The following is a 12,829-nucleotide window of genomic DNA, read 5'->3' as shown; positions in this document are numbered from 1 at the left end:
CGAAGCGGCCGTAACCCGAGGCCTTGACGCCGCCGAACGGCATCTGCGCCTCGTCGTGCACGGTCGGGCCGTTGAGGTGGCAGATGCCGGGCGGCGGCGGACGCCGTGAGGTCTCGTCCCCGGGGTCGCTGCGGCGCTCCGGCGCCTCAGCCGATGCGGTTCAGCAGACGAAGGCGGTGGACCAGCACCCGCATCACCGAGAGGGCGAAGAACGGCGTCTCGGAGACCAGGAACAGGAACTGCTTCTCGGAGACGGGGATCAGCGTCACGTCGGTCTCGGCCGTCGCGGTGGCGCTGCGCGACGTCTTGTCGATCAGGGCCATCTCGCCGAAGATCTCGTTCTCCTTCAGCTCGGCGATCAGGTGATTGTCGGCCCGGATCGCGACCGTGCCGCTCTTGACGACGAACATCTCGGTCGCCGGCTCGCCTTCGCGGAAGATCACGCTGCCGGCCGCGACGCTCCGCTCCGGAACCTCCGGCCTGGAGAGAACCGCGAAATTGAAAGCGCCCGCATTCATGGCCGTGACTCCGATTCCCTCTGTGCGGACGCAAGCTCCGTCGGGCGTGTGACAGTGGTGTGACGATCCGGCCGCCGGCCGGTCCGGGCCAGGAACACGGAACCGGACCCGTGCGTTGGTTCGCCACCGTCCCCGGGCGCCACACGTCCGCCCCCGCATCACACCGGATTCCGAATGACCCTCCAGCAAGGGCTCACCTTCGCCATCGTCGCGACCATGATGGCGCTGTTCGTCTGGGGGCGGCTGCGCTACGACCTCGTCGCCGCGCTCGCCCTGGTGGCCGCCGTGGTGGCCGGCATCGTTCCGCCCGACAAGGCGTTCTCGGGCTTTTCCGACGACGTCGTCATCATCGTCGCGACGGCGCTGCTGGTCTCGGCCGCGATCGCCAAGTCGGGCGTGATGGAGGAGGTGGTGCGGCCGCTCGGGCCGTATCTCGTCACCCCGCGCCGGCAGGTGTTCGCCCTGGTGCTGGCCGTGATCGTGCTGTCCACCTTCATCAAGAACGTCGGCGCGCTGGCGATCCTGATGCCGGTGGCGTTCCAGCTCGCCAAGCGCACCGGCACGGCGCCCTCGCAGCTCCTGATGCCGCTCGCCTTCGGCTCGCTGATCGGCGGCCTGATCACCCTGGTCGGCACCTCGCCCAACGTCATCGTGGCGCGGCTGCGCGCCGACATCGTCGGCGAGCCGTTCCGGATGTTCGACTACGCCCCGGTCGGCATCGCCATCGCGGCGGTCGGTCTCGTCTATCTCACCTTCGCCTACCGCGTGCTGCCCAAGGACCGCCAGGGCGGCGCCTCGATGGACGCCGCCATCAACATCGAGAACTACGTGGTCGAGGCGCAGGTGCCGAGGGAGTCGCCGCTGATCGGCAAGCGGGTGACCGAGGTCGGCGAGCTCGACGAAGGCGTCAGCAAGGTCACGACGGTGGTGCGGGACGACGTCCGCCGCCAGCGCGCCCATGCCGGGATGCGGGTGAAGGAGGGCGACATCCTGCTGATCGAGGGCGAGCCCGAATCGCTCGAGCGCGCCGTGGTGCGGGCCGGGCTGCAGCTCACCGGCCAGCGCGAGGAGGATGCACCCGTGGAGGGCGACGCCGACGAGGTCGGCACCGTCGAGGCGGTCGTCACCGGCGCCTCGGGCCTGGTCGGCGAGACGCACGAGACGGCCTATCTGTGCGACCGCTTCGGCATCAATCTCATCGCCATCAGCCGCTCCGGCGAGCGCATCACCCAGCGGCTGCGCACCGTCCGGTTCCGTCCCGGCGACGTCGTCGTGCTGCAGGGGCGGCTCGATCGGCTGCCCGATGCGCTGAAGGAGCTCGGCCTGCTGCCGCTGGCCGAGCGCGATCTCGAGCTCGGCCGCGGCCGGCGGCGCTGGATCCCGGTCGTCGTCCTGGCCGCGACGATCGCCGCGATCGTGTCCGGGCTGCTGCCCGTCGCGGTCGCCTTCTTCACCGCCGCGGTCGCGCTGGTGCTCACCAAGGCGCTGGCGCTGCGCGAGGTCTACGAGTCGATCGAGTGGCCCATCATCGTCCTGCTCGGCGCCCTGATCCCGGTCAGCGAGGCGGTGCAGACGACCGGTGGCACCGACCTGATCGCCGGCTGGCTGTCGGTCGCCACCGAGGCGCTGCCGGCGATCGGCGCGCTCGCCCTGATCCTGGTCGCCGCCATGGCGGTGACGCCGTTCCTCAACAATGCCGCCACCGTGCTGGTGATGGCGCCGATCGCGGCGAGCCTCGCGAGCAAGCTCGGGCTGCGGCCCGACCCGTTCCTGATGGCGGTCGCGGTCGGGGCGGCGTGCGACTTCCTCACGCCGTTCGGCCACCAGTCGAACACGCTGGTGATGGGGCCGGGCGGCTACCGCTTCGGCGACTACTGGAAGCTCGGCCTGCCGCTGTCCGTGATCGTCGTCGCCGTGGCGGTGCCGACCATCGCCTTCGTCTGGCCGCTGGCGAAGTGAGCGGCGCCATCCGCGCGTCACGGGGACTTGCCATGAGAGGTCGCGGAGTGGAGGCTCCGCCCTGACGGTCGGAGCAGCCGAAGCCCCGACCCCAACCCTCGCACCCGGAGGCCCCGCATGGAGCGTCGCCAGACGGCCTTTCTGTTCGATCTCGACGGCACGCTCGTCGACAGCGTCTACCAGCACGTGCTCGCCTGGCACGAGGCGCTGGAGGCCGAGGGCATCAACCTCTCGGTCTGGCGCATCCATCGCAAAATCGGGATGAGCGGCGGGTTGTTCACCAACATGCTGCTGCGCGAGACCGGGGGTTCGGCGCTCGATCCCGAGCGGGCCGAGCGGCTGCAGAAGCGGCATGCCGAGAGCTACGGCCGCCGCTCGAAGGAGATCCGCCCGCTGCCGGGCGCCAAGGAGCTGCTCGCCTATCTGACCGGCGAAGGCATCCCGTGGACGATCGCCACCTCGGGCCGGATGGCGACGGCGCGGCCGACGCTCGACACGCTCGGCGTCGATCCCGACAAGGTGCCGGTCGTCACCCGCGATCAGGTGAAATACGCCAAGCCGGATCCCGATCTCTTCCTCGCCGCGGCGGCGCGGCTCGGCGTCGCCATCGAGGACTCCTACGTGGTCGGCGACAGCGTGTGGGACATCCTGGCGGCCCGGCGCGCCCGCGCGCTCGGGGTCGGGGTGCTGTCCGGCGGCTACGGCGAGGCCGAGCTGGAGCGCGCCGGCGCCTACCGGGTCTACGAGGATCCGCTGGCGCTGCTGAACCACATCGACGAGGTCGGCGGGCGGCGGTGACGGCCGGCGGTGGCATCGGGGATGAATCAGCTCGCCGCGACCTCGCGCGGCGCTCGGCCGGGCGGGGGCGAGCCCGTCACTTCAGCTTCATGTCGATGCGGAGCGTGTCGCCGCGGTACTGGCCCTCGCCGATGAAGACGAGGCAGCCGTCGCGGTCGACCACGGTGCGGTGGACGATGGCGACCGGGGCGTTCAGCGAGATGTCGAGGAGCTTGGCGGTCTCCACGTCGGCGGTGGCGATCGTCAGGGTCTGCCGCGCGTCCTTGATCCTGATGCCGGGGATGTCGGCGATCAGCTTCAGGGCCGGCTTGGTCTGAAAGTCCTTCTTCGAGATCTTTCCGGCCAGGCGCTCGTCGATATAGAGGTCGCTCAGATAGTAGGGCGTGCCGTTGCGCGAATGCAGGCGGCGCATGCGCTGGTAGGACGGGGCGAGCGTGCCGACCGGATGCATCACGTGCAGCGGCTGCATCCCGCGCTCCTCCGAGAGCGTCTGGATGACGGCGTTCTCGCGCGGCATCAGCAGGCCGGACCAGTCGGTCGCGACCTCGCACCATTCCTGAACCTCGGGGCGCTTGCGCACGAACGTGCCCTTGGCGCGGAAGCGCTCGATGAGCTGATCCTTGGCGAGCTCGTCGAGGGCCTGCCGGATGGTGGCGCGGGCGACCCCGACCTCCTCGGCCAGCTCGTCGACGGTCGGGATCTGCTGCCCGACGGGCCACTGCCCGGACTCGATCCGGCGCCGGAACAGGCTGGCGAGCTGGATGTAACGCGCGATGGCGCTGCGGTTCAGATCGGGCGCGTCGTCGGTCTTGAGCGGTTTCATGGTTCGGTCCGGCCGATTCGTTCACACCGGCGTACAGGCGACATGCGGCACGAGGCCGTGCCCGGAGCATGCCACGCCTCGCCGACGGAGGGACGCGCTCGATACGCCGCGGTGCGTCGAGCGCGCACGGTTCGCGGCGGTCGAAGAGCGTGTCGGCCGAGCGTCGGAGGACGGCACATTCCACCCGTGCATCGCGGGGTCACGGAGCACCCGTCAATTAAACCATTCCTCTAGTCAATGCAACTATTCCGGACTTGCTGCATCGCAACTCTCGCGCGGCGCGCGAGTTGTGTCGGGGCGTGCACGGATGTGAGGTCGGCGTCGGCGTGGCAGACCAGCGAAGCGGGCGCGCGCCGGCGGTCCGAACCGCGGGGCAGGGCGACGCAAGCCTGAACCGAGGAAAATGCGCTGGACAGCACCCAAAGTTAGGTCATATAGCTAGCCTAACGGCACTTACTTCCGCCCCCGGGGTGCTTCGGCGTTGCTGCACGGCTGAGCCCGTCCGGCGCCGCACGGGCCCGGCTCGATCGCGCATCGAGGGGGCCGAACGATCACGACGCGACCATCGCGGGACGCACGAACAGCCGGAGCCGCCATGCCCGTACCGCCGTCACCTCGCCCCGCCGACCAGAATTCCGCCGACCAGCAGCCGCCGCGCGTCGGTCCGCTGGCCCATATCCGGGTGCTCGACATGGGGCGCATCCTGGCCGCGCCCTGGGCGACCCAGATCTTCGCCGATCTCGGCGCAGACGTCATCAAGATCGAGCGTCCCGGCGCCGGCGACGACACGCGCGGGTGGGGGCCGCCGTTCCTGAAGAGCGCCGCCGGCGAGCCGACCCGCGACGCCGGCTATTTCCTGGCGGTCAATCGCGGCAAGCGCTCGGTGACGATCGACATCACCAAGCCGGAAGGGCAGGAGATTCTCCACCGCCTCGCCGCCACGGCCGACGTCGCGATCGAGAACTTCAAGGCCGGCACGCTGGAGCGCTACCGGCTCGACGCCGCCTCGCTGCGCGCCGTCAATCCCCGGCTGATCTACTGCTCGGTCACCGGCTTCGGCCAGGACGGCCCGCGCAAGGATCAGGCGGCCTACGACTTCGCCATCCAGGCGATGGGCGGGCTGATGAGCGTGACGGGCGAGCGCGACGATCTGCCGGGCGGCGGGCCGCAGAAGGTCGGGCTGCCGATCGTCGACCTGATGACCGGTATGTACGCGGCCGTTGCCGTGCTGGCGGCGCTGACGCGGCGCGCCGAGACCGGGCATGGTGAGACCATCGATCTCGCCATGCTGGACGTCCAGGCGGCCGTTCTGGCGAACCAGGCGATGAACTGGATGCTGTCCGGCAAGGTGCCGCAGCGCGGCGGCAACCGGCATCCGAACATCCAGCCGCAGGACGTGTTTCCGTGCGCCGACGGCCATCTCGTGCTGGCGGTCGGCAACGACGGGCAGTTCGCCCGGCTCTGCCAGGTTCTCGACCGGGCCGAATGGGTGAGCGACGAGCGGTTCAGCACCAATGCCGGGCGGGTGCGCAACAACGCCGTGCTGACGCCGCTGCTGACCGAGCGGTTCCGCAGCTTCGAGCGCGACGCGCTGATCGCCGCGCTCGATGCGGTGGGCGTGCCCTGCGCGCCGATCAACACGATCCCGCAGGTCTTCGACGATCCGCAGATCCGCCATCGCCAGATGAAGCGGGAGCTGCCGCATCCGGTCGCCGGCACGGTGCCCCAGGTGGTCAGCCCACTGCGCTTTGCCGAGGCGCCGCTGCGCTTCGATCGCGCCCCGCCGGTGCTGGGCCAGCACACCCGCGAAATCCTCGCCGAGCTCGGGCTCGACGACGCGGCGCAGAGCGACATCGCCGCGCGCGGCGTGACCTGACGGCGAGGGGAGACAGCCATGCCTCGGATTCCGCTTCCCGAGCCGGACGAGATGACGGAGGAGCAGCGCGCCGTCCACGCGAGCGTGGTGACCGGCAAGCGCGGCAAGATGATCGGCCCGCTGCGCGCCGTTATTCACAGTCCCGAGCTCGCCCGTCGCTGGTCGGCCCTCGGCGAGCTGCTGCGCTACGACACCTGCCTGCCGCCGCGCCTGAACGAGCTCGCCATCATCGTGGTCGGCCGGCGCTACACCAGCCAGGTCGAGTGGTGGGCGCATTCCGCCGCCGCCGCCAAGGCGGGGCTCGCCCCAGAGATCATCGAGGCGATCCGGCGCGGCGAGGCGCCGATTTTCGCGGATCCGGACGAGGCGGACGTCTACGAGTTCGCCCGCCAGCTCGTGCAGGCCGGCCAGGTGGAGGACACGGTCTACGAGGCCGTCGTGCGGCGCTTCGACGCCCGCGGGGTCGTCGAGCTCACCGGCGTCGTCGGCTACTACACGATGGTGTCGATGACGCTCAACGTCCACGCCATCCCGCTGCCGGACGGCATCGACGCGCCGATCGCCCCGCTGCCGCAGTCGGACGGCCTGATCACGCCGCTGCCGCCGGCCCGCCGCATCTGACGAGGACACCATGCCGGACTTCGACGTCGTTCCCGCACCGCCGGTGTCGCCGCCGGCGATCCCGCTGCCGCCGGGCGCCTGCGATGCGCACAGCCATGTCTTCGGGCCGTTCGACCGGTTTCCCCCGCTGCAGTCGTCCGTCTATGCGCTGCCCGACGCCTCGCCCGGCGTTCACGCCGCTGCGCGCGAAACGCTCGGGGTGCGCTTCGGCGTGCTCACCCAGCCGGCGCCCTATGCCAATGATCCGGCCGCCATGCTGGCGGCGATCCGCGGCTCCGACGGCGCCCTGAAGGGCGTCGCGGCGACCGACAGCGCGATCGACGACGCGACCCTCGCGGCGTGGCGCGCCGGCGGCATCTGCGGCCTGCGCTTCGTCGAGATGCGGGCGCCGGGCGGCCAGCGCTATCCGGGCAGCGTCGGCGTCGAGCACCTCACCGCGCTGGCGCCGCGCATGCGGGCGCTGGGCCTGCACGCGCAGCTCTGGGCCAAGGCGGACGACTACGCCGCGCTGTTGCCCGATCTGCTGACCCTCGGCGTGCCGCTGGTGCTCGATCACATGGGCTGCCCGGACCCGGCGCGTGGACCGCACGACCCGAGCTTCAGGGCGATCCTCGACGCGATGAAGACCGGCACGGTGTGGGTGAAGCTCTCGGTGTGCCGCGTGTCGCGCACCGCGCCCGATTATCCCGACGTCCGGCCGCTGCACGACGCGCTGGTGGCGGCCGCCCCGGACCGGCTCGTCTGGGGCTCCGACTGGCCCTATGTCCGGCTCGACCCGGCGCCGGACGCCGGCCGGCTGCTCGACCTGTTCACGACCTGGCTCGGCGACGACGGCCTGCGCCGCCGCATTCTCGCGGAGAACCCCGCCGCGCTCTACGGCTTCGGCACCGCCACGCGCGCCTGAGCCCATGTTCGGAGACCTGTGATGACCGACGCCGCAGCGGCCCTCGCGGCCACCGTCCCGGTCGCCGTGATCGGCGCCGGCACCATGGGAAGCGGCATCGCGCTGGTGGCCGCCAAAGCCGGGCACCCGGTGCTGCTGCACGATGCGAACCCGCAGGCGATCCAGCGCGGCATCGACGGCCTGCGCCGCGACCTCGACCGCCTCGTCGACAAGGGCAAGATATCGGCCGCCGCGCGCGATGCGCAGCTCGGCCGCATCACGCCGATGCCGAGCATCGACGACATCGGCCCGGCCGGCTTCGTCATCGAGGCGATCATCGAGGACTTTTCGGTCAAGCGGGATCTGTTCCGGCGCGTCGAGGCCGCGGTCGCGCCGAATGCGATCCTGTCGACCAACACGTCGTCACTCTCGGTGACGGCGCTCGCCGCCGTGATCGAGCGGCCGGAGCGGTTCCTCGGAGTCCATTTCTTCAATCCGGCCCCGATCCTGCCGCTGGTCGAGATCGTCAGCGGCCACGTCACGGCACCGGCGGTGGCGGCGACGGCCTTCGCGACCTGTCGGGCCTGGGGCAAGACGCCGGTGCACTGCCGCTCGACGCCCGGCTTCATCGTCAACCGCGTCGCCCGCCCGTTCTACGGCGAGACGCTGCGGCTGATCGCCGAAGGCGCCGCGACGCCAGCGACGCTCGACGCGATCCTGCGCGAGGCCGGCGGTTTTCGCATGGGGCCGTGCGAGCTGATGGACCTGATCGGCCACGACGTGAACTACGCCGTGACCCGCACCGTGTGGGAGCTGCTGTTCCAGGATCCGCGCTACAAGCCGTCGCTGGTCCAGAAGGAGCTGGTCGACTCCGGCCAGCTCGGCCGCAAGACCGGCCGCGGCTTCTACGACTACGCCAAGGGTGCGCCACCGCCCGTGCCGGACGACGCGCCGGCGGGGCCGCGGCCGACCAGCATCGTGATCGAGGGCGACCTCGGTCCGGCCGCGGCGCTCGGCGCGCTTGCGCAGACCGCCGGGCTGACGGTCGAGACACGCGACGGCGGCGGCATGATCCGGGTCGACGGCGTCGCGCTCGCGCTCACCGACGGACGCAGCGCCACGGCGCGCTTCGCCGCCGACGGCGGGCCGGAGATCCTGTTCGATCTCGCGCTCGACTACGGCACGGCCGGGCGCATCGCGATCGCCGCGGCCGACCAGGCGCCGGCATCCGCCCTCGCCACGGCGGCGGGCTTCTTCCAGGCGCTCGGCAAGACCGTGTCGGTGCTCGACGACGCGCCCGGGCTCGTCGTGATGCGCACCGTCGCCATGCTGATCAACGAGGCGGCGGACGCCGCGCATCAGCGGGTCGGCAGCATCGCCGACATCGACCTCTCCATGCTCAAGGGCGTCAACTATCCGCGCGGGCCGCTCGCCTGGTGTGACACGCTCGGTGCCGCCCGCATCGCCGCCGTCATCGACGGGCTCGCCGCGGCCTACGGCGAGGACCGTTACCGCACCGCGCCGCTGCTGCGCCGTCGCGCGCTGACCGGGCGCCCGTTCCATTCGTCCACCCCCTCCGGACACTGATCATGACCGCCACGCCCGCCGCCAAGCCGCCGGTGACGACCACGCGTGCCGACGGCATCGCCGTCGTCACCATCGACCGGCCCGAGCGCCGCAACGCGCTGAACCTCGAGGTGAAGGGGCTGATCGCCGACGCGGTCGAGAGCCTGACGGCGGACGACACCGTGCGGGTGATCGTGCTCACCGGGGCGGGCGGCTGCTTCGTCGCCGGGACCGACATCGCCGAGATGGTCGCGATGACGCCGCAGACGCATGTCGCGCAGCGGACCGGTCACGTGTTCGACGTGCTGCGCCATTGCCCGAAGATCCTGATCGCCGCGATCGAGGGCTACGCGCTCGGCGGCGGCTGCGAGCTGGCGCTGTGCTGCGACATGATCGTCGCCGGCGACGACGCGGCGTTCGGCCAGCCGGAGATCCGGGTCGGCATCATGCCGGGCGCCGGCGGCTCGCAGCGGCTGATCCGCGCCATCGGAAAGTACCGGGCCATGAAGCTGATGCTGACCGGGGAGGCCGTGAAGGCGCCGGAAGCGCTCGCCATGGGCATGATCACCGAGGTGGCGCCGAAGGGCGGGGCGCTCGACCGCGCGCTCGCGCTCGCGACGACCATCACCAGAATGCCGCCGCTCGCCGTGCGCGCCATCAAGGAGGTCGTCGGGCTCGGCCAGGACGTGCCGCTGGAGACGGCGCTGGCGCTGGAGCGCAAGGCCTTCGTGATGCTGTTCGACAGCGCCGACCAGAAGGAAGGCATGACCGCCTTCCTGGAGAAGCGGAAGCCGGTCTATCAGGGCCGCTGATCCGACGGCGCGAAACGATGCGTCTCGACCACTCCTGAACAAGCTTTCCGGCGGGAACCACCATGGCTGAACACCGGCTCCTCGTGTTGGGCTACATTCCGCCGGACCTGCGCGACGCGCTCGCCGCACGGTTCGCGCTCGTCGAATTCGATCGGAGCCGGACCACGCCGTGGCCGGGGTTCGAGATCGCCGTCACCACCGGCATCGTCGGCGCCGGCGCAGGCGAGTTCGACGCCTGCCCGGATCTGCGGCTGGTGGTCAGCCAAGGCATCGGCCTCGAGACCATCGATCTCGCCGCGGCGCGGCGGCGCGGCATCGCGGTCGCCCACACGCCGGACGAGATCGCCGCGGATGTCGGCGACGCCGCCATCGCCATGATCTACGCCGTGCTGCGCGGCACGCTGCGGGCCGACGCCTTCGTGCGCCAGGGTCGGTGGGGCAGGGAGCGCATCGCCGCCTCGCGCCGCGTCGCCGGCCGGACGATCGGCATCGTCGGCCTCGGCCGGATCGGACGCCACGTCGCCGACCGGGCGCAGGCGATCGGCATGCAGGTGCTCTATCACGCGCGCAGCCGCAAGGACGCGCCCTACGATCACGTGGCGGACGTCGTCACGCTGGCGGCGCGCAGCGACGTGCTCGTTCTCGCCTGTCCGGGCGGCGAGGAGACCCGCCACCTGGTCGACGCGACCGTGCTCGACGCGCTCGGGCCGGACGGCGTGCTGGTCAACGTCGCGCGCGGCTCCGTCGTCGACGAGGAGGCGCTGCTGGACGCGCTGGAATCCGGCCGCATTCACGGCGCTGCGCTCGACGTCTTCGCGACCGAGCCGGCGATCGATCCGCGCTTCCTGGCGCTCGACAATGTCGTCCTGTCGCCGCACTCCGCCTCGATCACCCGCGAGACCCGCGCCGCCATCATCGCCCGCATGATCGGCGACATCGACGCCTATCTGACGGGGCGCCCGTTCTTCGACGCGGCCCGCGCGCAGGGGTGATTTGATGCGTCATTCCGGGGCGCGGACTGCAGGTCCGCGAGCCCGGAATCCATACGCCCGGCGCTGATGGCTCACGATCGACAGGGGTTGTGGATCCCGGGCTCGACGCTTTGCGCCGCCCCGGGATGACCGAGCAGACGGTCCGGACGCGACGACCCGACGGACGTCCTCGGGCTCAGGCCTTTTCCCCACCCACCCAGCCTTCGCCGCCCGGGGGACGCTGCAGCATCGGGCGCTCGAAGATCTCGCCGAGCGCCGAATAGAACGGCCCGCCGAGCCGCGCGATCGGCCGCATCGCGACGCCGTCCACCCGCCGCCCGTCGTAGATCTCCGGCGACAGATGGAAGGCGACCACCTCGCCGATGTAGAGCGTGTTGATGCCGCGGCCGAGCACCACCACCTGGTCGAGCCGGCATTCCATCTGCACGGGCGACAGCGCGATGCGCGGCGGCGCGACCTTGCTGCTCGGCAGCAGCGGGATGCCGAGCGCCTCCGCCTCGCTGATGTCGGGCGGGAAGTTCTGCCCGGTGCGATGCATCAGCTCCATGGTCGCCTCGGTCGCGACGTTGACGACGAACTCGCGGGTCTCCGTGATGTTGCGGGCCGTGTCCTTGATCGTCCCGACCGGGGCGCCGGGACGCAGCGCGATGTTCACGGCGAGCATCGGCGGCGTGGTGGCGACGTAGTTGTAGGAGCTGAACGGCGCCGCGTTGACGAGGCCGTTCCGATCCACGCTGGTGATCCAGGCGACCGGCCGGGGCACGACGCAGCCGACGATGAGACGGTACGCGGCCTCGGTGTCGAGGCTGTCGGCGTCGATGGTGACGAAGTCGTCGGACATGTCGGGTGCTCCGGGCGGTGTACGGGTTCAGCGCGTCTTGATGCCGGCCGTGTCGATCAGGCGGGCCATCCGCTCGGCGTCGCGCTTCAGATAGGCCGCGAAGGCGTCGCCGTCCAGGTAGAACACCTCGCTCCCCTGGCTGACGATCTTGCCGCGCACGGCCCGGTCGGACATCACCGCGGCGAGCGTGCGGCGGAGCTTGTCGAGCACCGGCCCGGGCGTCTTCGCCGGCGCCGAGAGGCCGTACCAGGTGCCGATGTCGAAGCCGGCGAGGCCGAGCTCGTCCAGGGTCGGCACGTCCGGCAGCAGATCGGCCCGCTTCGGGATCGTTACGGCCAGCGCCCGCAAGGCGCCGGATTCGATGTGCTGGAGCAGCGGCGGCGCATTGAGGAAGCCGAGATCCATCTGGCCGGAGACCAGGTCCGTGGTCGCCGGCGCGACGCCCGTGTAGGGGACGTGCACCATGCGGGTCCCGGTCGTCTGCATGAACAGCTCGGCGGCGAGATGCGGCTGGCTGCCGATGCCGACGGAGGCGAAGTTCAGCGCGTTCGGGTGCGCCTTGGCATAGGCGATCAGCTCCGGCACGGTCTTCACCGGAAGCGAGGAGCGCACCACCAGCACGTTCGGCACGTTGGCCAGCATGGCGATCGGCGCGAAGTCGGCGATGCCGTCATACGCCGTCTTGGAGAGGCGCGGCATGATCGCGTGGGCGGTCGCGGTCGAGAGATAGAGCGTGTGGCCGTCCGGCTCCGCATGGGCGACGAAGCTCGCCCCGATGGTCGTGCCGGCCCCCGGCTTGTTGACGACGATGACCTCCTTGCCGAGCCGCTCGGCCATGGCCATGGCGACCGTCCGGGCCAGCAGGTCGGCCGAGCCGCCGGCCGCGTAGGGATTGATCAGCTGGATGGTGGTCCGCGGAAAGTCCTGCGCCTGCGCCGTGCCGATCAGTGTCGCGGCGGTGAGCAGCGCGGCGAGCAGTCTGGTCCTCGTCATGGTGTTCTCCCTGTCGTCTGGTCTTGTTTGCGAGGGGGCCCTCGGGTGGTCGGTTTTCGGACTCTCGTGCGGCATCCGAGTGAACCGAGTCCGGGACCGTCTCGTACCAACGGCCCTGACTCTCGAGCCGTCATCCTGAGGTGCCCG

Annotated in this window: 12 protein-coding genes and 1 pseudogene; 8 read left to right on the top strand and 5 right to left on the bottom strand. The window is 71.1% G+C overall.

Annotated elements, in window-relative coordinates; genetic code table 11:
* Together CH341_RS33810 and CH341_RS20950 are read right to left on the bottom strand one after the other, a co-directional pair.
* Positions 1-88: pseudogene (locus CH341_RS33810) on the bottom strand (aldehyde dehydrogenase family protein); the annotation flags it as partial.
* A gap of 58 nt (positions 89-146) precedes the next feature.
* Positions 147-518: a Crp/Fnr family transcriptional regulator gene (locus tag CH341_RS20950; protein WP_111420926.1), complete on the bottom strand. Its 372-nt coding sequence runs from the start codon at positions 516-518 to the stop codon at positions 147-149.
* 174 nt (positions 519-692) lie between these two features.
* On the opposite strand from CH341_RS20950, the gene CH341_RS20945 reads away from it, so the two are divergent.
* The gene (locus tag CH341_RS20945) at positions 693-2,477 is read left to right on the top strand and encodes an SLC13 family permease (RefSeq protein WP_111420925.1); all 1,785 of its coding nucleotides are present in this window, start codon (positions 693-695) and stop codon (positions 2,475-2,477) included.
* Between the two features lie 117 nt (positions 2,478-2,594).
* Complete coding sequence (locus CH341_RS20940; protein WP_111420924.1) at positions 2,595-3,275, top strand: HAD family hydrolase; 681 nt, start codon at positions 2,595-2,597, stop codon at positions 3,273-3,275.
* A 76-nt stretch (positions 3,276-3,351) separates the two neighbouring features.
* Here the strand turns inward: CH341_RS20940 and CH341_RS20935 are convergent, their stop codons facing one another.
* Positions 3,352-4,098, bottom strand: coding sequence for a GntR family transcriptional regulator (locus CH341_RS20935; protein WP_111420923.1), 747 nt, complete (start codon positions 4,096-4,098; stop codon positions 3,352-3,354).
* Positions 4,099-4,693: 595 nt separating this feature from the next.
* Here CH341_RS20935 and CH341_RS20930 point away from each other — a divergent pair.
* From CH341_RS20930 to CH341_RS20905, 6 genes are all read left to right on the top strand, one after another.
* Positions 4,694-5,974: a CaiB/BaiF CoA transferase family protein gene (locus CH341_RS20930; protein WP_111420922.1), complete on the top strand. Its 1,281-nt coding sequence runs from the start codon at positions 4,694-4,696 to the stop codon at positions 5,972-5,974.
* 18 nt (positions 5,975-5,992) lie between these two features.
* On the top strand, positions 5,993-6,595 hold the full coding sequence (locus tag CH341_RS20925; protein WP_111420921.1) for a carboxymuconolactone decarboxylase family protein: 603 nt from the start codon (positions 5,993-5,995) through the stop codon (positions 6,593-6,595).
* A 10-nt stretch (positions 6,596-6,605) separates the two neighbouring features.
* Positions 6,606-7,499, top strand: a complete 894-nt coding sequence (locus CH341_RS20920) for an amidohydrolase family protein (RefSeq protein ID WP_111420920.1) — start codon at positions 6,606-6,608, stop codon at positions 7,497-7,499.
* 21 nt (positions 7,500-7,520) lie between these two features.
* A complete protein-coding gene (gene paaH / locus CH341_RS20915) occupies positions 7,521-9,065 on the top strand; it encodes a 3-hydroxyacyl-CoA dehydrogenase PaaH (RefSeq protein WP_111420919.1) in 1,545 nt (514 codons plus the stop codon).
* A 2-nt stretch (positions 9,066-9,067) separates the two neighbouring features.
* Positions 9,068-9,856, top strand: coding sequence for an enoyl-CoA hydratase-related protein (locus tag CH341_RS20910; protein WP_111420918.1), 789 nt, complete (start codon positions 9,068-9,070; stop codon positions 9,854-9,856).
* A 62-nt stretch (positions 9,857-9,918) separates the two neighbouring features.
* The gene (locus CH341_RS20905) at positions 9,919-10,848 is read left to right on the top strand and encodes a 2-hydroxyacid dehydrogenase (protein ID WP_111420917.1); all 930 of its coding nucleotides are present in this window, start codon (positions 9,919-9,921) and stop codon (positions 10,846-10,848) included.
* A 175-nt stretch (positions 10,849-11,023) separates the two neighbouring features.
* On the opposite strand, the gene CH341_RS20900 is transcribed toward CH341_RS20905, so the two are convergent.
* Together CH341_RS20900 and CH341_RS20895 are read right to left on the bottom strand one after the other, a co-directional pair.
* The gene (locus CH341_RS20900) at positions 11,024-11,689 is read right to left on the bottom strand and encodes a flavin reductase family protein (RefSeq protein ID WP_111420916.1); all 666 of its coding nucleotides are present in this window, start codon (positions 11,687-11,689) and stop codon (positions 11,024-11,026) included.
* A gap of 27 nt (positions 11,690-11,716) precedes the next feature.
* Positions 11,717-12,682: a Bug family tripartite tricarboxylate transporter substrate binding protein gene (locus CH341_RS20895; RefSeq protein ID WP_170149740.1), complete on the bottom strand. Its 966-nt coding sequence runs from the start codon at positions 12,680-12,682 to the stop codon at positions 11,717-11,719.
* Positions 12,683-12,829: the final 147 nt, after the last annotated feature.

Origin of the sequence: Rhodoplanes roseus (assembly GCF_003258865.1) — a bacterium.
In the GTDB taxonomy this organism is placed as follows: Bacteria; Pseudomonadota; Alphaproteobacteria; order Rhizobiales; family Xanthobacteraceae; genus Rhodoplanes; species Rhodoplanes roseus.
Note: the sequence above shows the minus strand (reverse complement) of the source record. Positions and strands in the feature narration are given on the sequence as shown.